Here is a 22,846-nt window from a genome sequence, read left to right as displayed (position 1 = left end):
TTCAAGGAACCTGATTGAACCAGATGCTTGGCCCGTTCGTTCTCGGCTTCATCTTTCTGGTGATCGGAGCTGTCTCGTTCTGGGGCCGCTCACGGCTTTCACGCATGGGAGCCAAACTCTCTGCGGCGGTGAACGAGAACATCAGCCATGAAGAAGCCCATCGACGACGGCTCCGATACGGTTACGTCTCAGGGCTAATATTTCTTGCAGCAGGGGCGGGATTCATCATTTTTGGAGTCATTAGCTTGGTAACCAATACGGGCTAAGTGACGGTGCCTGGGTGCGTCGACAAGCCCGATGGCAGCCGGAAGTTCATGGGCGATGCGGTTTACAATGCCGACAACCAGAAAGACAACTATCGGTAGAACAGAGGTCTACTCATCATTGGGTGGGGGTTTTGGCCTGTTGCGTGAGAGTAAATCATTCATCGCTTGCTGGTTATCCCGTGCCTTCGAACCACCCCATTGGACGGCGAAATTTGCGGCGACCACCACTCCGACGACCACTATCAACGCAGGCCAAATGTCCGTTGATCCTGACAGAATCCATACTGCGATAGCGATGCATATGAGCAGAAGAACGGTGGAAACCAACCATTTCATCTTCATCTTTGCCTCCCGTAACTTGTCCCTAGGTGTCGCGCGGCGTCATCGCAGGAAGATGGTCAAAACGATTAGGCCCATTGAGGCGGCGGCAAAGACATAAAGGAAGGTCAGTTCCTTGCCAGCGAGACCATCGGCGCTATCGCGGCCCCACTTCCGGACGCCTTGGAAGAGCATAAGGAACACGCCCGCAAGGCACAGTATGGCAAGGGACAAGGCCGCCAACGACGCAGCATTCATGTGGCCTGCAGTGATTACGCTGACCAAGCCCGCACCCATTAGGCCCCAGCATACGAAGATCATCATCTTCATGAACTTTGCGACTTTTATCCGCCGGGCGTTCGCTGATGTCGGAGCCATTGCCCGAGCGTAATAGGTTCCGAGCCGAAACTGAACAAAACACGTTGGCCAGCTTTCACGCAGAGAAGGCCCCGTTCCAAGTGGGACGGGTCCTTCAGAGACGAGCCGACCGCCGCCCGTCCAAAATTGAGACCTCGCATAATTGGGAGTCCAACATCGGGGACCATTTCATAAACCGGTGGCTATCCGAACGATTCAGAGCGCCCGGTAAGGGATCGGCATACGGTCCTAGAAGTTTGTCTCTATATCAGGACGGATAGGGTGGGACTGGCCAGTGCACTCCAACAAGAGGACGCCCATGCCCAGCGCAGTTACCCTCGTTCGTACGAACACCCTCAGCGCCACCGCAGAGTATGCATATGCGGCCACCGTTCCCGCCAGCGCACGCCTCATTTTTCTAGCCGGATCATGCCCGCTGAATAAGGACGGTACGACCGCAGGCATCGGGGACTACGCGGCACAGGCCGCAAAGGCGATTGAGAACATGTGCCTTGCCCTGGAAGCCGCCGGCGCCGGCATCGGCGATGTTATCTCCACTCGCATCCTGGTGGCATCGACCGAACGGGCCGACCTGGTCACGGCTTGGGGCGTGGTTCGGGAAGCCTTTGGCGAGCACGACGTGCCCAGCACACTAATGGGAGTCACGGTGCTCGGCTACGAAGACCAGCTGGTGGAGCTCGAAGCAACCGCTGCAATTATTGACTGAACGAGAGCCGGGACTGCAACGGCCCAAACGCCCGGTAAAGGATCCCTTAACGGGCACGTCACGATCCAGCTCCTTTTGCAAGGGAGTCGACGGAACCGGGGCAGGACGACAGCGTCCTGACTGGCTTGGAGGATCCAGCCCAAAATGTTTTAGAAGCAGGGCATCATCTAAGTTGCACAGCATAGGTTGCTCGCACGAGTCCGTCGTCCTGAGTTGAGTGGTGGCCTCGCAGGGTGAGCAAGACGTCTCGGTCCAGGTCACCGAAGAGCCGACTTCCTCGGCCAAGAAGAACTGGCGCGGTTGAGATGGTGATTTCGTCGACGAGGCCCGCAGCGAGGAACCACTGCACACCAACGGAGGCGACATCCGGCGTCTCTGTGACATGTTTGGTCTCAGCATCGCAGGAGCCTGCCGCTATTCCTCCGTACTCAGCCATAAAGACCTCCGTAAGGCATGACCCAGCGAGCCGATCCGCCAGACTGCTGGCAGGTCACCGCGCGATTTCATCTGCATGCCCAGATGGCGTCTTCGTTTAGCTGGATCATTCGCCTGGCCTTCCAGGAGACTGAATAGCCGTGGGAGTCAGCGGTGAGTTGTCCGTCCTGGGCCGGGGGCTTAGTCGATTTGTCCCAGGCGTGGAATGCTTCGGTTATCCGGAGATCCGTCTTCTCGCGGACAACCTTGTCGATAGCCAAGGTCCTGTAGACCTGCTCCGAACCTGTATCAAACGGGTAGAGGCCGTGCTCCTTGTAGAGGTCTCTGATCGTTGCCATTTGGCTTCTACTGGGTCTGAACGATTCGTGCAGCCAGCGGTTGTTGGATTCTTCGAACTGAAGACTCATGTATGCGGCTGTGTATTCGCGGATCTCGGCGGGTGCTTCCAGGAGAACAGATGACATGTGGACATCCAGCAGCGGATCCCCGACGAGTGTGAACGCGGGGAAGGCAAGCACTCCTCGTTCCGCAAGCCCCTCGCTCAGGGTGGCTCGAACAGGGTGGGAACTGTATTTTGCAAGGATCACTTCAAAAGCATCAAGCTCTTCATTCCAGGGAGACGGTTTTCGGTAAGACTCATAACCCGAACCCGTTCGTGGAAAGATTTCGCCATGCACGCCATTAGCGGGGCCAGCAGCGTAGAGGGCATTACCGTCGATGGGCTCTTCAACTATGGGGCGACTGAGGTCTTCATATCCCGCCCGAGCCTCAGCGAGCGTGTATTTGTCCCTCTCGTCGTAATCCTCCGCTATCTCCTCAACAACGATGCCCCGGCCGTTCGGCGCATAGAAGGATTCATCGAAGGGCCGAAGGCCAAGTTGGAGGCAGTATTCAACAAGCATGTCGTGCGTGAATCGGTCAGGTGTCTTCCGCGCGTTGTAACGATCAAGATCCTCGAATGGGTACGGTTCGCCGTTCTGATCGAACCGCCAGGGCTCAAAGTTTCGAAGGCTTAGCCAGCGTCGCAGCCCGTCCTTGTCGTAAACAGTGAGCCCTCTGGAACCCCATAGGCCACGCGAACGTGCATTGGGAATGCGCTTGATGCTCCGCGGCTCATCCTCAACCTTCACGGTCGTAACCCCTCTGACTTCCGAGAAGTGATTTTTGAGAGCAACTTCAAGATTGGGGTCGCGTTTACAATTTGCGAACACCGCGGTCCAATCCTTATTCTCGGTCTCAATCAAGATCCTCCTTCTTGGCCAGTCGCTGAGGGGAAGAAGCTTGTCCAACAACTCCGGCAGCGTTCCTGAATGCTCAGTAACGCCAACAGATGCAGTGCCCTCCGTGGGCCGCACCTGGCTCCAGATACGCCATTCCTCGGCGGCCTCATTTAGAGGAAGGTTCACGAAGTTGATCGTGCCTGTCACTGGCGCCCATGCACCACCAAGGAGCAGCTGGGCAAAAAGTTTCTCGGCCGGACTTTGACGAGGTGACATGAGTGAGTTCCTACTTCGACTATTGCTCTACCGACTGACGGCCTTATGGACCAGCCTCGCACGCAATCTGGACACCCGCAGTCATGCAGACCTAAACCGCAGGTACCCCAGCCCTTATTTCGGGGCATTGACACTTGGGTTTCGTGCACTCCGACCTTCAGATTTGGTGAACTCACGGGAAACAGGGTTGTAACGAAGAGTCGGGCCAGAATCGTAAACCTCCATCTGGCGGCTCGGCCGGCCGTCATCACCGACTTCGAAGTAATAAGTGGCGGGACCCCAAGAGGAATACTGGTCTCCTCGGGACTCGTTCCACGACCTCCGGTAGTACTGAGTTGCCATGAGAGCAGTGTGCCCTATTTCCTATGCCCCAAAGGGATCCCTCACCGGACGCATCGACCAGCTGTCACAATTAGTGGGCCTGCGCCCGAAGTTCCGGAGCAACGGCACAGGCCGTAAAGAAAGAGGCTCGGGAATTCAGGGTCCGATACGCTCCGGTGTATGCCTTCCTCTTGGACCGTCCTGATCTCTGTGCACGCTATAGCCGCCAGCTATGCACTCATATTTGGAGCCGTTAACCTGCTGCGACGGACCAAAGGCGGCGGCCTCCATAAGGCTGTAGGCCGAATCTGGGTTGCTTCCATGTACATCGTGGTGCTGACCTCGTTCGGAATCCGAACAATAGACGGCGGGTTCAATTGGCTCCATGCACTCTCGGTTCTGACGTTCTGCACACTGACGGCAGGACTGTGGGCTGTCCGAAAAGGGAACATCCGTGCCCACCGCAGCTTAATGACCGGTAGCTACCTCGGTCTGATGGGAGCCTTTGTGGGTGTGCTAGCAGTGCCCTCGCGTCGCATCCCCCAGCTCGCCATCCATGAGCTCCCCTTGCTGGGGCTGCTAATTCTGGTTCTGCTGGGCACAGCAGCCCTGACGATTCTAGGCCTTGCCCAGATTCGCGAAGCGCAAAGGCCTCTCAGCGTCCGCTAAAGGATCCGCTTACGGACAACTGCGCGGCATCGAACGGCTGCCAGCCAACAATCAATGTCACTCTGGGGAGTCAGTTTCGCCAGGGATGCTGGCGATCGCGCCACGGCAGGAGGCCGACGACGGCGGGCGCTGCCGCCGTCGTCGGCTTCTTTTTGCAGTTGAGTGGCGTTAGCCGAACACGCGGGTACCTACAGGCAACGCCGGCAGGGAGGAGGCTCCGCCGCCGAGGTCCTTGTCATTGGCGGTCAGGCCGGTGGGGTCGTAGTAGGCGGCAACCAAGCGCTGCTTGATGTAGCCCAGCACTTGGTGATGGACTTCTGGCCACGGGGGGCTCAGTTAGGGGCGAAAGCGATCTCTTCCGTGCGGGCAATACCTCGCTCGATTGCCGCCTTGTCTATGCCCAACAGCGTGGTGAGCCACATGCCGTTCTGCACCACCACGACGTCGGCCGCCCGATCCCGGCATTCCTCAGGTGACAGCCCGGGAACGGCATTGCCGATCAACGCCGCAAGCCCTTGGAGGTATCTCTCGAAGGCTGCGGCGTTGATTTGCGCGAACTCTTCATCCGCCTGGGCGAGGGCCCACAAGTGGAGGCGGAGAGAAAGGTACGGTGTGGTCAGGAGCCCGGGGTCCGCAACGCGTCGAAGTGATTCCCGGAGTTGCTCGTCCGGGGTTGAGGTAGCTTTTGGCTCCACCAGCAGGAGGTCGTGCTCTTCAATCTGGTGGAGCACCGCGCGGATCAGACTCGGCTTGTCTTCGTAGTAGTAGTTCACAAGCCCAAGAGCGACGCCGGCTTCACGCGCCACGGCACGCATGTTGATACCCGAAATGCCGTGGCGGGACAGCAGTTCCAAAGCCGCGTCGAGAATGCGTTTCTGCCTGTCAACCTGTTCGCCGGACTTTGCGGTGCTAGTACCCATTCGGCCAGACTATTGTGAAACCCTGATCAGCGCATCCTGAGCGTCTACAGGTTTTTTTCCGCGTAAACCCGCAGGGCATCCCTGACGAAGGTGGCCCCTGATTCTCCGCCGTAATTGGCGGCAAAACGCGGATCTGCAACGTACATTTCGCCGAGTCCTATGACGTACCCCTTGATGTCTCCGCCAGGTGCCGTCGTCGGGGTTCCAGGGATCCCACGGAGCCACTCGACGTGGCGCCGAGCAAGGTCCTGCGCTTCAGCGCTTTCCGGTGAAATTCCGGATTGAGAAGCTGAGATCCAGTCCGCGCCCAGCTTCTGCACGCGGCCCTTCCACTGCTGCATCTCGTCGGCGCTCATTCCCCGCCACCAGGAATCACTGGCGGCGTAGGCATCCTTGCCCCAGCGCTCCTCCACCTCGTCCTTGTACTGAGTGTGGTCGAAGCCGTCAAACATGTTCTGTGCCATGTACTTTCCATTCCCTTTCATAGTGTCGATGGTTTGCCGAACGGAGGCGATCTGCCGGGTCAGCCTCTCCTGCTCCTTGGCGAGCCATTCCAGATGGCTGCTGAGCGCTTTGACGGTGTCCGTCTCGCGGTCAAGAACTTCGGAAATGGCCGGTAAGCCAAGTCCCAGTTCGCGGAGCAGGAGGATCCGCTGGAGCTGAACCAGGGCCGGACCGTCATAGTAGCGGTAGCCGTTATGGCCGGTCCGGCTTGGTTTCAGCAGCCCGATGTCGTCGTAGTGACGCAGCGTGCGGCTGGTAGTCCCTGCAATCTTGGCGATCTCCTGAATTGACCAGTCCATCCGTCCTCCGTCCTGTGCTTGTTCTTCGACAGTAGAGGTTGACGTTACGTCAAGGTCAAGGGATTTCAGTAGGCATTAGTCAGCCAGGATCAGGTAGAGCGCCCGGCGGGTTTCATCCAGCTTTTCGATGGCGGCTTGGCGTTGTTCGTCGGTAGCGGCACCGCGGAACTGGTGGATGACTCCCATGAGCTTCCCGACGCTTTGGTGGAAGGCTGCGCCGGTTCCATCGGCCTCGGTATTCCAGGCGTTGGCGAGCTCTTCCTCGTGCTCGGCGACGTAGGCCTTCCCGTCGTCGGTAAGAGTGAACTCGGTGCGGCGACCCTCGCCGACCGCGACGATCAGTTCTTCGTCCACCAGTTGCTGCAAGGTGGGGTAGACCGAGCCGGGGCTTGGACGCCATGCGCCGGAGGTCTTCTCGGCAATGGTCTTGATCAGGCCGTAGCCGTTGGACGGAGCCTCGGCCAGGAGCGAGAGAATCGCTGCGCGGACGTCGCCGCGGTTGGCCCTGCGTGATCCGCCAGGGCCGAAGCCCCTTGGTCCAAAGCCGGGTCCGAAGCCGGGGCCAAAACCTCCGGGACCGAAGCCCGGACCGAAACCGCCTCCGCCGTGGCCACCCGGTCCGCGCCGGCCCTTGCCTCGGTTGAAGCGGCCTCGGCCGTGCCCGTGTTCGGGATGTCCATGATCGTGCTCGGGGAATGAGTTGTTGTTTTCGTTGATGCCTTTCATAGCAGCATCGTCCTTTCGGTTGTATGTTCACCGAAGAAGTATCGGCGATAGTTCACGATATATCGGTAACTATCGTCACGTCAAGAGGTTTCTTAAAGCACGACGGCGGGTGGCAGCTTCCGTGGGGAAGCCGGCACCCGCCGTCGTGAATCTTTGAGTCGTGAGTTGCTCTAAAGCGATGCGGCTATTTCCACCACGTGTCGAAGATGCTTACCGGAACGGTGCGCTTGTGGCGCGTACGGAGGTACTTCTGCTCGATCAGTTCGGCAACACCGTCGGTGACGTCGCGGCCCTCAAGGTAATCGTCAATTTGGTCGTACGTAATGCCGAGCTCGTCCTCGTCGGTGCGGCCGGGCTTGTCGTCCAGGAGGTCAGCGGTAGGAACCTTCTGCCAGAGGCGGGCGGGGGCGCCCAGCTCGGCCAGGATTGCGCGGTTTTGGCGCTTGTTCAAGCCGAACAGCGGAAGGATATCCGCACCGCCGTCGCCGTACTTGGTGAAGAAGCCAGTGACGGACTCGGCGCCATGATCGGTACCGACCACCAGGTAATTGTGTTCACCGGCGAGGGCGTACTGGGCGATCATGCGGGCGCGGGCCTTGGTGTTGCCCTTGTGGAAATCGGAGATTTCGGCGCCGGTGGTCTTCTGGAACTCGTCCTCAAAACCATCAACGGCAGGGGAGATATTGAACGTCCACTCGGTCTTGGCCTTGATGAAATCCAGGGCTGCCTGAGCGTCGTCCTCGTCGTGTTGGACGCCGTAGGGGAGTCGCACGGCCACGAAGTTCGCGTCCACGCCCTCCGACGTAAGCTCTTCCACGGCGAGCTGGGCAAGCCGCCCGGCAAGGGTGGAATCGAGCCCGCCGGAAATTCCCAGGACAAAGCCCTTGGTACCTGTCGCTTTGACGTAGTCCTTCAGGAAGGCGACCCGTTTGCGGATCTCCTCCGCAGGATCGATCCGGGGCTGGACGCCCATTTCTTCAATGATCTTGGCCTGGAGTTCGCGCATGCTCCAACACTAGTCAGCATGGTTGCGGAGGCTCAACCATATTGCACACTTCCCGCCCAAAAGTCGGCTAATGGGCAGGGGCCGAACCTGTGGAACCGCGGACAGTAAGGTGGGTGGGCATGACGGAGCGGTTGCGGTTCCCGCCGCCGGCCAGGGGATTCAGCTGGGCCAGCAACATGGACACGGCCACGCGTCCAGCCTGCTCAATGGGAGAGCTCATGGTGGTCAGTGGTGGGTTGCAGAAGTCCGCCCCGAAGATGTCGTCACAGCCCACAATGCTCATATCCTCCGGAACCCGAAGGCCACGTTCGCGGAGCCGCTGCAGCATGCCGATGGCGATGAGGTCATTGAACACAATGCAGGCTGTGACCCCGCTGTGCACGGCGGCATCTGCTGCAGCTGCACCGGACTGGGTTTTGGGGGCAAACGGTCCGAGCCTGCGGACATCCACTCCGCGCTCCTCGGCGGCTTCTGAGAGGGCAATCCAGCGCCGGGCACTGGATTGTGAAACGGCCGGTCCGGCTACGTAGGCAACCGAGGTATGGCCCAGTGAAATCAGGTGGTCCAAGGCCTGCGGCATGGCTGAGGGGGTGTCGATCAGAACTGCGGGCACGCCGTCAACGTCTCGGTTGACGGTGACCATGGGCATCCGGGCCGCCGCAGCGGCAAGTGCCTCATCATTGAGGCGGGAAGCTGCCACAATCACGCCGTCGGCACTTTTGCGCAGCTGCTCCAGTGTGCTGGCCTCCACCTCGTCCGATTCCTCCGTATCAACCAGCAGCTGGGTGTACCCGGCTGCTTTGAGCTGAAGCTGCGTTCCCCTGATGAGGTCAAAGTAGAACGGGTTGGTGATGTCCGGAACCAGGACGCCCACGGCGCCGGTCCGGCCGGAACTGAGCGCCTTGGCCTGGGAGTTGGGCGTGTAATTGAGCTCGACGGCGGCGGCTTGGATCCGCTCCCGGGTGCGGATATTGACGCGCTCCGGGTTGGCAAGGGCCCTGGACACAGTTGACGCTGCAACGCCACAGAGGGCAGCGATGTCGTGAATAGTGGCAGGCCGGCCTGTTGCCATGGGTTGCGTCGCCATGGGCGTTCCTCTCTGAACAGCAAACATGGGCGTTCCTCCCGGAACGACGAATACATCCGGCTGTGACTGCTGCCACACCGTTGAACAAGAATGCCACAGCATGGCAGCGAATGGCAATCGGTTGTCAATGGCGTGCCAAGATGGCTAAACTCGAGGGACAAGACCCGCCTGTGAACTGCGTCACCGCGCCCCCGGAACGCAACAGGACTACCAAGGAGATTTCGTGACTCACCCCAATGCTGTGTGGAGCCTGTCCGGTTTCGGCGACGAAGTAGACCCCGATCCCGCCATCCAGGCCGCCGTCCTCTTGGCTTTGGGCGCAAGCCACATCGAAGTCCGCAGCGCGTGGGGGACCAACGTTTCAGAGCTTGAGCCGGAAGCTGTAGAGCGGCTCAAGGGAATCCTGGACGAAAAGGGTCTGAAAGTTTCAGCTGTCGCCAGCCCCATTGGCAAGGTGGACGTCAGCCTCCCCGTAGAACATGAAGTGGCCCGTCTCCGGCAGATCATCTCCGTTGCCAAAACCCTGGACACCAAGTACGTCCGTATCTTCTCCTTCTACCGCGGCGAGGACCAGGAGCAGGAACAAATCCGGGAAGCGGTGATGGAGCGCATGTCCGCACTCGCGGCAGAAGCCGCGGCGCATGGCATTGTCCTACTGCATGAAAACGAGAAGGGCATCTACGGAGATACTCCGGAACGCGTCCTGGACATCATGGAAACGGTGAACTCGCCGGCGCTCCGGGTGGCGTGGGACAACGCCAACTTCGTCCAGGTGGGCGTCAAGCCCTACACCGAGGGATACGCCATGCTGCGTCCATACCTTGAGTACCTGCAGGTTAAGGATGCAATGGCCACCACCGGGGAAGTGGTTCCCTCCGGAGAGGGCGACGGCGAGCTGGAGGCCACCATCAGCGCCCTGGCCGCAGACGGTTACAGCGGCTTCGCTTCATTGGAGCCGCACCTGGCCAGTGCCCACGAACTTGGCGGGTACTCCGGTCCCGTCGCTTTTGGCGTTGCAGCCCGCGCCTTTGCCGGCCTCGCTGCCAAGAGCGGCGTCACGCTGGCCTAGCTGCCGCACTCAAACCACTCAGCATCAACCTTCAAAGGAGCAGGTATGCCTACAGCAGCAGTCATTGGTTGCGGCGACATCTCGACCATCCACTTCGCGGCCCTGGCCACCATGGACAATGCCGAACTGGTGGCTGTCTGCGATACCGATCCGGAACGGTTGGCAGCGGCGGAAGCCGCGCACGGCGTCCCCGGCTACGCGGATTACTTGGAGATGCTCCAGAAGGTGCGTCCCGACGTCGTGCATGTTTGTACGCCGCACCACCTCCATGCCTCGGTGGCGGCTGACTGCCTGGAGCGGGGCGCGAATGTGATCGTCGAGAAGCCTTTGGCCCACACTTTGGCCGAGGGGCGGCGGCTGATTGAAATTGCGGAGCGAAGCGATGCGAAAATCGCCGTCTGCTTCCAGAACCGTTACAACGCGACGTCCCAAGTCATGCATGAACTGCTCGACGGCGGCACGCTGGGTCAGGTGCTGGGCGCCTCGGCAACCGTCATGTGGCACCGGGATGGCAGTTACTACCGCAGCCGCCCATGGCGCGGCACCTGGGCGGAGGGTGGAGGTGGCCTGATGATGAACCAGGCCATTCACACCGTGGATCTGCTGCAGTGGCTGGTGGGCGATGTTGCCAAAGTGGAAGGCCATGCCTCCACCCGTTCCCTGGGCGGCGTGATCGAGGTGGAGGACACCGCGGAATTCGTTGCCGAGCACGTGAACGGCGCGCGGAGCGTCTTCTACGCAACTCTGGCCAACGCGGTGAATGCGCCGGTGACACTGGACATTGTCACGGAGAAGGCGACACTCAGCCTGCGCGGTGACCTCACGGTGAGCTACGCCGATGGCCGGGTTGAGGTCATCCCGGAGAGGGTGGCTGAAAGTGGTGGCAGGTCCTATTGGGGCGTGTCCCACGAGCTCCTGATCGCGGATTTCTACAACAAGCTGCAGGATGCCGGGCCGTTCTGGATCAACCCCGCCGAAGCCGGCAAATCCCTGAGGATCATCAAGGAAATCTACGCGCAGAGCTACCCGGAAATAGCTGAGCGCGTGGGGTGAGAACCGCCCTCCCATGCCATCTTGGCAACAATCTAAGAAACTTTTGACAATCGGTTGCCAAGGCCGCTCAAAGTCCGTACTGTAAATCTCACACCCAAGGAAAGTGTGGCCCAGGCCACATGCTCAAGCTCTGACTCGCATCAGGCTATGACTCAGTAGGAGCCAACAATGAAGTTAGGTCCCAAGGCGGCAGCAGCCGCCATCGTACTCAGTGCCTCCCTGGCGCTTACGGCATGCGGCGGCGGGAATGCCGGTGCCGGAGCTGGTTCCACTGGCGGCACCAAGACCGTTACCGCACTGACGCTGGGCACCCTTAGGGACCTCACTTCCTGGGATCCGGCCCAGGCCCACGTAGGCCACGCACTCCAGCCGTACCAGGCAGCTTATGATTCCCTGATCCTCCGCGAACCGGACGGCAAGCTCAGCCCCATGCTGGCAACTGCGTGGAAGTACAACGACACCAACACCAAGCTCACTGTTGACCTCCGCACGGACGTCACCTTCAGCGACGGAGCCAAGTTCGACGCCGCTGCAGCCAAAGCGAACATGGACCACTTCAAGAAGGCCAACGGCCCGCAGATGGCCCAGTTGAGTTCAGTCTCCGACGTCGCCGTGGTGGACGCGGACACGATCGACATCAACCTCAGTGCTCCCGAGCCGGCCTTGGAATTCTTCCTCAGCCAAGCCGCCGGCCTCATGGGCAGCCCCGCCGCTTTGGGCACTGACGCCATCAAGACAGTTCCGGTGGGTTCGGGCCCGTACGTGATGGACAAGGCAGCATCGGTGAAGGACTCCCAGACGGTCTTCACCGCACGTGAGGGGTACTGGAACAAGGACCTCCAGAAGTACAAGAAGCTCACCCTCAAGGTCCTCCTGGATCCCACAGCCCGCACCAACGCGCTGGTATCCGGCCAGATTGACGCCACGCTGCTGGACCCCAAGAACGGCAAGCAGGCCGAGGGCGCCAAGATGAAGCTCGAAACCAACCAGGTTGACTGGTCCGGGCTGCTCCTGCTGGACCGTGACGGCACCAAGAACCCGGCCTTGGCCAACGTCAAGGTCCGCCAGGCCATCAACCACGCATTTGACCGGAAGACCATCCTGGATCAGGTCATGTTGGGCCAGGGCACTCCCACGTCACAGCCGTTCGGCAAGGACAGTGGAGCCTGGACCGAGGAGTTGGAGAACTACTACAGCTACGATCCCGCCAAGGCCAAGGAGCTCCTGAAGGAATCCGGCTTCGAGGGCAAGGTCAGCATTGACGTTCCCACCCTTCCCGGTGCTGAAACCCTGATCTCGGTCATGAAGCAGCAGCTCGCAGACGTTGGCATCACCCTGAACCCGGGTGCGGCAATCACCAACACCTTCACCTCCGATGTTGCCGCCCAGAAGTACCCGGCCCTCTTCTTCAACCTCTTCCAGGGAGAGCCCACGGTAGCGATTGACCAGATCGTCTCCACCAAGGCCCTCTACAACCCGTTCAAGACCACCAGCCCTGAGCTGGAGGCCAAGATCGCGGCCGTGCGCACCGGTGGTGCGGATGCCGGCAAGCTGGCCCAGGAAGTGAACAAATACGTGGTTAAACAAGCCTGGTTCGCCCCGCTGTTCCGTGTGAACCAGATGTACTACCACAACGACAAAGTGAACGTCACGCCGCAGGCACAGCAGGCCGTTCCGTCCATCTACAACTACTCGCCCGCCAAGTAGGAACCCATGATCAAGTTCATTGCGAAAAGACTGGGCAGTGGTCTGGTGGTGTTGTTCGTAGTCTCGGTCCTCACCTTCACCCTGCTGTACACCTCCAGCGGAAGCATCGCCCAGAACATCCTGGGGGATCAGGCAACACCTGAACAGGTTGCCTTGAAGGAACAGGAACTGGGACTCGACCAGCCACTCTTTGTCCGTTACTTTGCCTGGTTGGGCGATGCCCTGACTGGCAACCTTGGAGCCTCCTGGTTTACCTCGGAGCCGGTGGCCAATTCCCTGGCTACCCGCATCCCGGTAACCATGACCATGGTTTTCACCGCAATGATCCTGATCGCCATCTGCGCAGCACTGATCGGTGTTGCCGCAGCCGTGAAGCGCGGCTGGGTGGACAGGGTGGTCCAGATCGGCGCGATCGTAGGGGACTCCATCCCCGGGTATGTGATCGGCGTGTTCCTGGTAACCATCCTGGCCATCCAGCTGGGTTTCTTCCCCGCCACCAGCACCATCTCCCCGGAGGCGGGTCCGGAGGCCTGGGTCTACTCCATGACCCTTCCCGTGATCGCCTTGCTGATCAACGGTGTGACCGGCGGTGCCCAGCAGATCCGCTCCGCCGTGATCAAGCAGCTTGAACGCGACTACGTCCGGACGCTGCGCAGCCGTGGCATTGGAGAGCGCGAAATCCTCTTCAAGCACGTTCTGCGCAGCGCCGCACCCGCAGGGCTGACGGTCTTGAGCCTGCAACTGATCGGCATGCTGGGTGGCGTGGTGATTATCGAGCAGATTTTCGCCCTCCCCGGAATGGGCCCGCTGGCTGTTGCCGCTACCACCCAAACCGATCTTCCTGTGGTCATGGGAGTGGTGATGTACACCGTGGTGGTGGTCATCGTCGTGAACCTCCTGGTGGACATCCTCAATGGTTGGCTCAACCCGAAAGTACGTGTCTCATGAGCGACTCCATAAATTCAACAGCAGCAACTGCTGCAGTTACTGACCTTGCGGCGAAGCCGGGATCAGGTCAGAGCGGCACGGTGGTCCGTTCCACCGTGATGCGCCGGCTCCTGAAGAACCCCATGGGCATCGCCTCACTGGTGATCCTGCTAACCATCGCGGCGCTGGCCATCCTGGCGCCGGTGATCGCGCCTTTTGAAGAGAACTTCGCCAACATTTCCAAGACCCTGGCTGCCCCGGATTCAGTGAATATCATGGGCACGGACAGTGCAGGGCGCGATACCTGGAGTCGGTTGCTCTTCGGCGCGCAGCTGACGTTGTTGTCCGCGCTGCTGTGTGCCGGTGTGGCGATCGCCATTGGTCTCCCGGCCGGCCTGATCGCAGGCTACTACGCCGGCAAATTCGAAGCCGTCTCCAACTGGGTAGTCAGCATCCTCATGAGCCTGCCCGGCCTGATCGTTCTCCTCACCATCCGCGCAGCGTTCGGCCCGTCGGTATGGATCTCCATGATCGCCTTCGGTGTGCTGATCAGTCCTTCCTACTTCCGGCTCACCCGCACCGCGGTGCAGTCGGTCCGGAACGAGCTCTACGTGGACGCCGCCCGGGTCTCCGGTTTGTCTGACCTGAGCATCATCGCCCGCCATATCTTCTCCGTGGTCCGCGCACCCATCATCATCCAAACCGCGGCCATTGCCGGTGTTGCCATTGCCATCCAGTCCGGACTCGAGTTCCTGGGCCTGGGCGATCCCACCAAAGCCACATGGGGCGTCATGCTCTCCGAAGGCTTCAAGAACGTCTACCTCACTCCCATGCTGCTGCTCTGGCCGGCACTGGCCATGGCACTGACCATCGGCGGGCTGGTCCTGCTGGGCAACGCCATCCGCGATGCCTTGGAAGACGGCGAAAAGATCAAGCACCGCAGGAAGCGTGCTGTCGTTTCCGCTGGATCAAGCACGACGCCGGACCCCGCCAAGGCGCGACAGTCACGGAAGTCCGTGGCCGCCGTCGACGTCGGAACCGAACACCACCTGGTGAAGGTGACCAACCTCGGCGTCGGATATCCGCAGGCCGACGGTTCCATCAAGAAGGTAGTGGACGATGTTTCGTTCCACGTGGACCGTGGCGAAATCCTGGGAATCGTTGGCGAATCGGGTTCGGGCAAGTCCCAAACCGCCTTCTCCATCCTGGGCCTGCTACCGGACAACGCACGGATTGTGGGCGGTTCCATCCAGTTCGACGGCAACTACACCGTTGCCCCGGGCGAGGACCGCGTCAACCAGGAGCGGCTGTCCAAACTGCGCGGCAAGCGGATCTCCTACATTCCGCAGGAACCCATGAGCAACCTGGACCCCGCCTTCACCATCGGCTACCAACTGGTCACCCCCATGGTCCGTGTCCTGGGAATCACCAAAGCCGAAGCCCGCCAGCGTGCACTCAAGCTGCTCACCGACGTCGGAATTGCCAACCCGGAACGCACCTTCAACGCCTACCCGCATGAAGTCTCCGGCGGCATGGCCCAGCGTGTGCTGATCGCCGGTGCCATCAGCTGTGAACCGGACCTGGTGATCGCTGACGAACCCACCACCGCGCTGGACGTCACTGTTCAGGCCGACGTGCTGGACCTGCTCCGCGAACTGCAGCAGCGCCTGAACATCGGCGTGATCCTGGTGACCCACAACTTCGGCGTCGTAGCTGACCTGTGCGACCGCGTGGCGGTCATGCAGAACGGCAGGCTGGTGGAAGAAGGAACGGTCCGCGAGATCCTGCGCAATCCCAAAGAGCCCTACACGCAGACCCTGCTGGGGTCCATGCTCGAAGGAAAGACCCCCATGACCATGCTTGTGTCGCAGCCTGGATCAGCAGCACAGTCCGGATCAGCACAGAAGGAGCCTGTCGCATGAGTGCCTCTCTTGACTCATCGCAGAAGTCCCCGCTCCTCGCAGTGCAGAACCTGGTGGTGGAGTACCCCAGCAAGCGGTTCCGGGCCAAGCCTTTCCGGGCGCTGACGGACATCAACATCACCATCGGCCAAGGGGAGACCTTGGGTTTGGTGGGGGAGTCCGGTTCCGGCAAGACCACCCTCGGCCGCGCCGTCCTGGGCCTCGCCCCGGTCACCGCCGGAAAGGTGATTTTTGAAGGTAATGACATCAGCAATGCTTCGCGCAAGGAACGCCGGACGCTGAGCCGTGACTTGCAAGTGGTGTTCCAGGACCCGTACACCTCGCTGAACCCGTCGCTGGAAATCGGCGACATCCTTGCCGAACCGCTGGGCGTGCAAGGCATGGAAGCTGTCGCGGCCAAGAAGCGCGTCAAGGAACTGCTGGACCAGGTGGGCCTGCCAACGGATGCCATCCACCGGCTGCCGCGGGAGTTCAGCGGCGGACAGCGTCAACGCGTTGCGATTGCACGGGCTCTTGCCCTGTCCCCGAAGCTGATTGTTTGCGATGAGCCGGTGAGCGCCTTGGACCTCTCCACGCAGGCCCGTGTGCTGGACCTGTTCCTGCAGATCCAGAAGGACACCGGCGTTTCGTACTTGTTCGTTTCCCACGACCTCGACGTCGTAAGGCACATCAGCCACCGGGTGGCCGTCATGTACCACGGCGAAATTGTGGAGCAAGGCCCCGCTGAGGTGGTCACCCGCGATCCCGAACACCCCTACACGCAGCGCCTCTTGCTGGCCTCGCCCGTGCCGGATCCTGACAGGCAGGAACAGCGCCGGGCAGACCGCCACCGCTTGCTGGCCACCCAACACAGCCAAATCGAACAACAAGGTGCTGTGGCCTGAACAGCCCGCATCCCATAAGACATCCAGGGTCCGGAAGGGCCCCAACAAACCCCGGAGGAAAAAAGTGGCCACAATAGGCGTCCAAGCCATGATGCTGAAGGACAGTTTTGCTGACATTGGAGCATTTGAAACGCTCCGCAAGGTCAGCGCGATCGGTTACAACGCCGTCGAAATTTCACAGATCCCCATGACTCCGGAGAACGTAGGCGAGCTGGATCGCTCCCGCACCGAGCTGGGCATGGACATCGCCGCGCTTTCCGTTTACTTGGAGGGCCGCAAGGGTTTCGCGGTGGAAACGTTGGCTGATCACTTCGAGAAGATCGTGGACGATGCCAAGCGGCTGGACACCTCGCTGCTGCGGATAGGCATGCTTCCTTTCGGGGCCATGAAATCGCTGGACTCAGTGATCGAATTCGCCAAGCAAGCCAACGGCTATGCTGAACGGCTTCAGGAACACGGTCTCAGCCTGTACTACCACAACCACCACATTGAGTTCGCGAAGTTCGACGGCAAATACATGCTGGACATCATTGCTGAAAACTCGCCGGCCATGGGTATGGAGATTGACGTCCATTGGGTGCAGCGCGGTGGACTGGACCCTGTGCGGACTTTGGAGAAGTATGCGGGCAAGACCGCCATGGTGCACCTCAAGGACTACAGGATCGGCCAGATGCCGGAAGCGTCCTTCGCGCTCCTGGAAAAGGGCGACTTCGCCGGGTTCAATGCCGAGTTCCGCAATGTGGTCCAGTTCGCCGAAGTGGGCGAAGGCAACCTGGACTTCCCGTCCATCATTCCTGCCGCCATAGCCGCCGGGGCCCAATATCTCCTGGTGGAGCAGGACGAGCTCTACGGCCGCACTGTGTGGGATGCACTCCAGACTTCCTACGACAACCTGGTGGCCATGGGCCATGCCGAGCTTTTCTAGATTTCTTTCGATACACAGGAGATTGCATTCATGAGCAAGAAAGTACGCCTCGGCATTATCGGCCTGGGCCAGCAGGGCGGCGCTTACGCCAAATTCATTACCGACGGCCTGGTTCCCAACATGGAGATCGGCGCTATCTGCGATGTTGACCCCGCCAAGAAGGAACTCGCAGCCTCGCTATACCCGGATGTCCCCTTCTACGACGACTACATCGCCCTGCTGGAAAGCGGTACGGTGGACGCGATCGTCACCTGCGTGCCGCACTTCCTGCACCCGGAAATGGGAATCGAAACACTCAAGCGCAACATCCACGCGTTGGTGGAGAAGCCTGCCGGTGTTTACACCAAGCAGGTCAAGGAACTGAACGAGTTCGCTGCCTCCAAACCGGAACTTTCCTTCGGCATCATGTTCAACCAGCGCAACAACCCGCTGTACAAGAAGCTGAAGGAAATAGTTGATAACGGCGAGATCGGCAAGATCCGCCGCTCCAACTGGATCATCACCAACTGGTGGCGCCCGCAGGGTTACTACAACTCCAGCGAGTGGCGCGCCACCTGGGGCGGCGAAGGCGGCGGCGTCCTGGTCAACCAGGCACCGCACCAACTGGACCTGTGGCAGTGGATCTGCGGCGTCCCCCAGTCCGTGTACTCCAAGGTGGCGTATGGCTTCCGGCGTGACATCGCCGTCGAGGATGAAGTCACGGCAGTAGTGGATTATGGCGACGGCGCCACCGGCGTTTTCGTCACAGCAACCCACGACATCGTGGGAACCGACAGGTTCGAAATCCTGGGCGACCAAGGCAAGATCGTGGTGGAAGACAGCAAAGTTGCCACGGTCACCCGCCTGGTCAAGCCTGAGCGGGAGATCAGCGACTCCATGGACATGGACGGCGTCCGAAAGCTCTTCATGGGCCAGCTGAACCGCGAAGAGCTGTACAGCAGCGAGGTCATTGAGTTCGAGTCTGCCTGGGGCGGACAGCACGCCGGTGTCCTGGAGAACTTTGCGGCCAACATCCTGGACGGAACACCGCTACTGGCTCCGGGCTCTGACGGTATTAATGGCGTCCGCCTGGCCAACGCCATCCACCTTTCCAGCTGGACCGGCAAGGAAGTGTCCTTGGACTTTGACGAGGACGAGTTCCTGCAGGAACTCAACAAGCGAATCGCTGAAGAGGGTAAGTTCTCCGAGCGTTCCTAACCGGGACGTTTCACGGAGGGCAGGCCGGTTGCCATGATCAATGTATGGCAACCGGCCTTTTTTGTTGCCATGCGGTCTACGATGGAGCGGTGACTGACCTGACGAGCACTGGAGCAGCATCCGCCCCCACCAAACGAGGGCGGGGGGATAAGTCCTCTGCCACGATTTATGACATCGCCAAGCTGGCGGGCGTGAATCCCTCCACCGTGTCCCGTGCCCTGAGTAAGCCGGGCCGCGTCAGTGCCAAGACCCAGAAGATCATTGAGGACGCGGCGGCGGAACTGAACTATCAGGTGAACCCGTTCGCCCGGGCTTTGCCCACTGGCCGTACCCAGACCATCGGGTTGATCGTTGCGGACATCACCAACCCCACGTTCTTTGACATCATCCGCGGCGCGGAAACCACTGGCTCCGCCCGCGATTACACGCTGGTTCTGGCGGAGTCCGCCGAGTCGCCGGAAACCGAAGTAACAGCGGCCCGGCGCCTGCTGAGCACCGTGGATGGACTCATCCTGGCCAGCCCCCGCATGGACGATGACCAGATCAGGGCTTTGGCTGCAGACAAGCCTGTGGCCGTTATCAACCGCGAAATCACCGGCGTGCCGTGCGTTGTGCCGGACGTTAATAAGGGCATCAGTGAGGCTGTTCGCAGCCTGGCCGCCAACGGTCACCACAAACTTGCGTATGTTGCGGGTCCCCAACAGTCCTGGATGACTGCCCGTCGATGGGACGGCGTCAAGTCAGCCGCGGAGTGGTCCAAGCTCAGTGCGGTGCGCCTTGAGTCGTCCAAACCAACCGTCGACGGCGGCAGGCAGGTTGCGCGCGACGTCCTGGGAAGCGGCGCGACGGCGGTGATTACCTACAACGACCTCCTCGCCATCGGTTTGATGCAGGAGTTGCAGGCCGGCGGGATGAGTGTCCCGGACCAGATCAGCATTGTTGGCTTCGACGACATTTTCGGTGCCGATTTCACCACTCCTGCATTGACCACGGTGCGCTCACCTTTGGGGGAGTGCGGCACCCGCGCTGTGACCATTCTCCTGGATATGCTGCAGGGCCACGACGCCCCGCTTGAAGCTGTCCGGGTGGAAACGGAACTCGTGGTGCGAGGGTCCAGCGGACGGCTTCTCGTCTAACCTCAGCGTCGCTCGAAAGAGCAAACCTGCAACAGTGTGGCAATTTTTGGCAACCGGTTGACAAAGCGTGGAACCGGACCGCAAGATTGACCTATGTCACAGTCCATTGCCGCACACCCTGACAGGCTCCTGCCCGCAGATCCCGGGACGCGCAGCATCGCGCGGTCCTTGCTGGAACGCGTCCAGGACCTGCCCATCATTTCTCCCCACGGCCACGTTGACGCCGCTGTCATCGAACAAAACACGCCGTTCCCGGACCCCGCGGCACTTCTGGTCAGCCCGGATCACTACGTCACCCGCCTGATCCACGCCAATGGTGTTCCGATGGATCAGCTGCTGGCCAGGACGGCGTCCGCGCCCGGTTCCCGGGAGATCTGGCGGCAGTTCGTCCAGGCCTGGCCGTTGTTCGAGGGCACCGCTTCCGGGTACTGGCTGCGCACCCAGTTCAATGATGTGTTCAAGCTGGGCGCAGACCTCAGTGAGATGACGGCCGATGCCAGCTATGACGCGATTGCCGCAAAGCTGGTGGAGCCGGACTTCCGCCCGCGGCAGCTGTTCAAGGACTTCAATATTGAGGTCCTGGCCACCACTGACGATCCCCTGGATAACCTTGCCAGCCACAAGGCCCTCACTGAGGACCCCAGTTTCAACGGCCGCGTTCTCCCCACGTTCCGGCCCGATGCCTATCTCAATGTGGCTCATCCCGGCTGGAGCGCCAACGTTGACCGTTTGATCGAGACAGCAGGCGACGGCGCCACTGGCTACACCGGCTACATCGCGGCCCTGGAAAACCGTCGTCGCTATTTCGTGGAGCACGGAGCGGTTTCCGCGGACCATGGCGTTCGCACTCCGGCCACCCTCAAGCTTGAGGCCGCGGAAGCGGAAGCGCTCTTTGAGCGGGCCCGGGCAGGCAAGGCCACGGCTGCTGATCGCGATGCCTTCGAGGCCCACATGATGTACCAGATGGCGCGCATGTCTGTGGCCGACGGGCTGGTGATGACCATCCACCCGGGCTCCTACCGCAACCACCATGGCCCCACCTTTGAGTCCTTCGGAGCCGACACCGGCCACGACATTCCGTTTGCGGTGAACTACACCGAGGCCATCCGCCCGTTGCTGCAGGACTTCGGCACGGCCAAGGATTTCCACCTGGTTCTCTTCACCCTGGACGAGACCGTTTTCTCCCGTGAGCTCGCACCATTGGCCGGTTTCTACCCGTCCGTCTACATTGGCGCGCCGTGGTGGTTCCTCGACGCCCCGGATGCCATGCTGCGCTTCCGCTCCGCTGTCACGGAAACCGCCGGCTTCTCGAGGTCCTCCGGCTTCATTGATGACACCCGCGCGTTCTGCTCCATTCCCGCACGGCATGATGCTTCCCGCAGGATCGAAGCGTCCTTCCTCGCGCGCCTTGTAGCCGAGCACCGCGTTACTGAAGACCGCGCGCACGAGCTGATCCTCGACGTCGTCGATTCCTCGCCCCGCAGGGTGTTCAAACTATGACCGCCGAACTGCCGCGCCTCAGCCGTTCGGTTTCGCCGGCCGCAACAGCACCGGTGCGCATTGTTCACCTGGGCCTCGGCGCTTTTCATCGCTCGCACCAAGCCTGGTTCACGCAGCACGCCGGCGACGCGGGGGAGTGGGGTATTGCTTCTTTCACGGGCCGCCGCCCGGACGCCGCCGAGGTCCTGGCCGCCCAGGACGGCCTGTTCACCGTGGTGGAGCGCTCCGACTCGGGTGACTCGTTCGAAGTTGTAGGCAGCATTGTGGAAGCCGTTGATGGCGCCAACGTGGCGCGATTGGTGGAACTGCTGGCAGCGCCCCAAACCGCCGTGGTCACGCTGACCATCACCGAAGCTGCCTACGGGTTTGCCGCGGACGACGCTGCCTTGCTGCGCTCCGCGGGTCAGGAACCCACGACGCCGTTGGGCCGTTTGGTCCGCGGCCTCGCCGCACGGAGGGACGCCGACGCCGGTCCCCTCGCCGTTGTTTCCTGCGACAACCTCTCGGACAACGGCAACGTGGCACGCAATGCGGTGTTGAACCTTGCCAAGGAGGTGGACGCCGGACTGACGGCCTGGATTGAAGCCAACGTCAGCTTTGTGAGCACCTCGGTGGACAGGATCACCCCGCGTACTACCCCTGAAGACGTTGCCCTGGTGGCCCGCGAGTGCGGCTACCGGGATGAAGCGCCGGTGGTGGCCGAGCCGTTCCGCAACTGGGTGCTCAGCGGCGACTTCCCTGCCGGACGCCCACGCTGGGAGGATGCCGGCGCAGTGTTCGTGGACCACATAGAGCCGTACGAAAACCGCAAACTGTGGCTCCTCAACGGCGCCCACTCCATCCTTGCCTACGCCGGGCAGCTTCGTGGGCACACCACGGTTGCCGAAGCTTTGGCTGATCCCGTGTGCTCCCACGCTGTGGAGGAGTTCTGGGATGAAGCGTCCCGACACCTTGCCGGCGATGACCTCCGTATCCCGGAGTACAGGGCTGCGTTGCTGGAACGCTTCGGTAATTCACGGATCGCCCACCACCTGGCACAGATCGCCATGGACGCCAGCACCAAACTCCGCATGCGGGCCATCCCCGTGCTCAGCGCCGAGCGTGAGTCGGGGCGTAGTGGCGAGGGCGCGGCGCGGATGATTGCCGTGTGGGCCTCGTACGTTGAATCGAACCCAGGCTTGCAGGACCCTCAATCCGTCGCGGTGGCTGAGGCTAACCAGCTTTCCGGGCTTGAGCGCACAGCAGCGCTCATGGCGTTGCTCGATTCCGAGCTCGCCCGGGATTCCGCCGTAGTAGAGCTCGTGCACAAGCTCGGCCGTGAATTTGCACCCCGAATGCAAGCGGTTGCCGCTCCTGGCAATCCAAGATAACAAGCCACCTGCCCAGCCACATCCC

The 22,846-nt window shown here is 60.9% G+C and carries 23 protein-coding genes; 14 read left to right on the top strand and 9 right to left on the bottom strand.

Annotated elements, in window-relative coordinates; all coding sequences use genetic code 11:
* Positions 1-14: 14 nt before the first annotated feature.
* Positions 15-266: a hypothetical protein gene (locus BACI9J_RS18635; RefSeq protein WP_159735677.1), complete on the top strand. Its 252-nt coding sequence runs from the start codon at positions 15-17 to the stop codon at positions 264-266.
* Between the two features lie 381 nt (positions 267-647).
* On the opposite strand, the gene BACI9J_RS18630 is transcribed toward BACI9J_RS18635, so the two are convergent.
* Positions 648-962 carry a hypothetical protein gene (locus tag BACI9J_RS18630; RefSeq protein ID WP_159735676.1) on the bottom strand — a complete coding sequence of 105 codons (315 nt, stop codon included), beginning with the start codon at positions 960-962 and terminating at the stop codon, positions 648-650.
* 298 nt (positions 963-1,260) lie between these two features.
* On the opposite strand from BACI9J_RS18630, the gene BACI9J_RS18625 reads away from it, so the two are divergent.
* Positions 1,261-1,668, top strand: coding sequence for a RidA family protein (locus BACI9J_RS18625; protein WP_159735675.1), 408 nt, complete (start codon positions 1,261-1,263; stop codon positions 1,666-1,668).
* 163 nt (positions 1,669-1,831) lie between these two features.
* On the opposite strand, the gene BACI9J_RS18620 is transcribed toward BACI9J_RS18625, so the two are convergent.
* Together BACI9J_RS18620 and BACI9J_RS18615 are read right to left on the bottom strand one after the other, a co-directional pair.
* On the bottom strand, positions 1,832-2,104 hold the full coding sequence (locus BACI9J_RS18620; protein WP_159735674.1) for a dihydrofolate reductase family protein: 273 nt from the start codon (positions 2,102-2,104) through the stop codon (positions 1,832-1,834).
* Between the two features lie 67 nt (positions 2,105-2,171).
* Positions 2,172-3,530 (bottom strand): hypothetical protein, encoded by a 1,359-nt coding sequence (locus BACI9J_RS18615; protein ID WP_159735673.1) that lies wholly within the window; start codon positions 3,528-3,530, stop codon positions 2,172-2,174.
* Positions 3,531-4,100: 570 nt separating this feature from the next.
* On the opposite strand from BACI9J_RS18615, the gene BACI9J_RS18610 reads away from it, so the two are divergent.
* Positions 4,101-4,589, top strand: coding sequence for a DUF2306 domain-containing protein (locus BACI9J_RS18610; protein ID WP_159735672.1), 489 nt, complete (start codon positions 4,101-4,103; stop codon positions 4,587-4,589).
* 168 nt (positions 4,590-4,757) lie between these two features.
* Here BACI9J_RS18610 and BACI9J_RS24655 read toward each other — a convergent pair whose 3' ends face one another.
* From BACI9J_RS24655 to BACI9J_RS18585, 6 genes are all read right to left on the bottom strand, one after another.
* Entirely contained in the window at positions 4,758-4,892 is a 135-nt protein-coding gene (locus BACI9J_RS24655; RefSeq protein ID WP_268891981.1) for a hypothetical protein, read from the bottom strand.
* Positions 4,893-4,921: 29 nt separating this feature from the next.
* A complete protein-coding gene (locus BACI9J_RS18605) occupies positions 4,922-5,509 on the bottom strand; it encodes a TetR/AcrR family transcriptional regulator (RefSeq protein ID WP_159735671.1) in 588 nt (195 codons plus the stop codon).
* 44 nt (positions 5,510-5,553) lie between these two features.
* Positions 5,554-6,312: a MerR family transcriptional regulator gene (locus BACI9J_RS18600; protein WP_159735670.1), complete on the bottom strand. Its 759-nt coding sequence runs from the start codon at positions 6,310-6,312 to the stop codon at positions 5,554-5,556.
* A gap of 75 nt (positions 6,313-6,387) precedes the next feature.
* Entirely contained in the window at positions 6,388-7,038 is a 651-nt protein-coding gene (locus BACI9J_RS18595) for a PadR family transcriptional regulator (RefSeq protein ID WP_141284544.1), read from the bottom strand.
* A 184-nt stretch (positions 7,039-7,222) separates the two neighbouring features.
* The gene (gene nadE, locus BACI9J_RS18590) at positions 7,223-8,044 is read right to left on the bottom strand and encodes an ammonia-dependent NAD(+) synthetase (RefSeq protein ID WP_159735669.1); all 822 of its coding nucleotides are present in this window, start codon (positions 8,042-8,044) and stop codon (positions 7,223-7,225) included.
* Between the two features lie 67 nt (positions 8,045-8,111).
* Positions 8,112-9,131: a LacI family DNA-binding transcriptional regulator gene (locus BACI9J_RS18585; protein WP_159735668.1), complete on the bottom strand. Its 1,020-nt coding sequence runs from the start codon at positions 9,129-9,131 to the stop codon at positions 8,112-8,114.
* A gap of 223 nt (positions 9,132-9,354) precedes the next feature.
* On the opposite strand from BACI9J_RS18585, the gene BACI9J_RS18580 reads away from it, so the two are divergent.
* The 11 genes from BACI9J_RS18580 (at position 9,355) to BACI9J_RS18530 (ending at position 22,821) form a co-directional block, all read left to right on the top strand.
* On the top strand, positions 9,355-10,200 hold the full coding sequence (locus BACI9J_RS18580; protein ID WP_159735667.1) for a sugar phosphate isomerase/epimerase family protein: 846 nt from the start codon (positions 9,355-9,357) through the stop codon (positions 10,198-10,200).
* Between the two features lie 45 nt (positions 10,201-10,245).
* Positions 10,246-11,253: a Gfo/Idh/MocA family protein gene (locus BACI9J_RS18575; RefSeq protein ID WP_159735666.1), complete on the top strand. Its 1,008-nt coding sequence runs from the start codon at positions 10,246-10,248 to the stop codon at positions 11,251-11,253.
* A 168-nt stretch (positions 11,254-11,421) separates the two neighbouring features.
* On the top strand, positions 11,422-12,960 hold the full coding sequence (locus BACI9J_RS18570; protein WP_159735665.1) for an ABC transporter substrate-binding protein: 1,539 nt from the start codon (positions 11,422-11,424) through the stop codon (positions 12,958-12,960).
* A gap of 6 nt (positions 12,961-12,966) precedes the next feature.
* Positions 12,967-13,908, top strand: coding sequence for an ABC transporter permease (locus BACI9J_RS18565; RefSeq protein WP_159735664.1), 942 nt, complete (start codon positions 12,967-12,969; stop codon positions 13,906-13,908).
* Entirely contained in the window at positions 13,905-15,809 is a 1,905-nt protein-coding gene (locus BACI9J_RS18560) for a dipeptide/oligopeptide/nickel ABC transporter permease/ATP-binding protein (RefSeq protein WP_159735663.1), read from the top strand. The genes BACI9J_RS18565 and BACI9J_RS18560 overlap by 4 nt, the downstream gene beginning before the upstream one ends.
* On the top strand, positions 15,806-16,693 hold the full coding sequence (locus tag BACI9J_RS18555) for an ATP-binding cassette domain-containing protein (RefSeq protein WP_159735662.1): 888 nt from the start codon (positions 15,806-15,808) through the stop codon (positions 16,691-16,693). The genes BACI9J_RS18560 and BACI9J_RS18555 overlap by 4 nt, the downstream gene beginning before the upstream one ends.
* Positions 16,694-16,757: 64 nt before the next feature.
* Positions 16,758-17,618: a sugar phosphate isomerase/epimerase family protein gene (locus BACI9J_RS18550; RefSeq protein WP_236558761.1), complete on the top strand. Its 861-nt coding sequence runs from the start codon at positions 16,758-16,760 to the stop codon at positions 17,616-17,618.
* 30 nt (positions 17,619-17,648) lie between these two features.
* A complete protein-coding gene (locus BACI9J_RS18545; RefSeq protein WP_159735661.1) occupies positions 17,649-18,815 on the top strand; it encodes a Gfo/Idh/MocA family protein in 1,167 nt (388 codons plus the stop codon).
* A gap of 89 nt (positions 18,816-18,904) precedes the next feature.
* Positions 18,905-19,951, top strand: a complete 1,047-nt coding sequence (locus BACI9J_RS18540; protein ID WP_236558760.1) for a LacI family DNA-binding transcriptional regulator — start codon at positions 18,905-18,907, stop codon at positions 19,949-19,951.
* A gap of 93 nt (positions 19,952-20,044) precedes the next feature.
* Positions 20,045-21,451: a glucuronate isomerase gene (gene uxaC, locus BACI9J_RS18535; protein ID WP_159735659.1), complete on the top strand. Its 1,407-nt coding sequence runs from the start codon at positions 20,045-20,047 to the stop codon at positions 21,449-21,451.
* A complete protein-coding gene (locus BACI9J_RS18530) occupies positions 21,448-22,821 on the top strand; it encodes a mannitol dehydrogenase family protein (RefSeq protein WP_159735658.1) in 1,374 nt (457 codons plus the stop codon). The genes uxaC and BACI9J_RS18530 overlap by 4 nt, the downstream gene beginning before the upstream one ends.
* Positions 22,822-22,846 lie beyond the last annotated feature (25 nt).

The sequence above is a fragment of the Arthrobacter sp. 9V genome, from assembly GCF_902506065.1.
Lineage (GTDB): Bacteria > Actinomycetota > Actinomycetes > Actinomycetales > Micrococcaceae > Arthrobacter.
The sequence above is the reverse complement of the archived record's forward strand: the minus strand, read 5'-3'. Positions and strand labels throughout refer to the sequence as shown.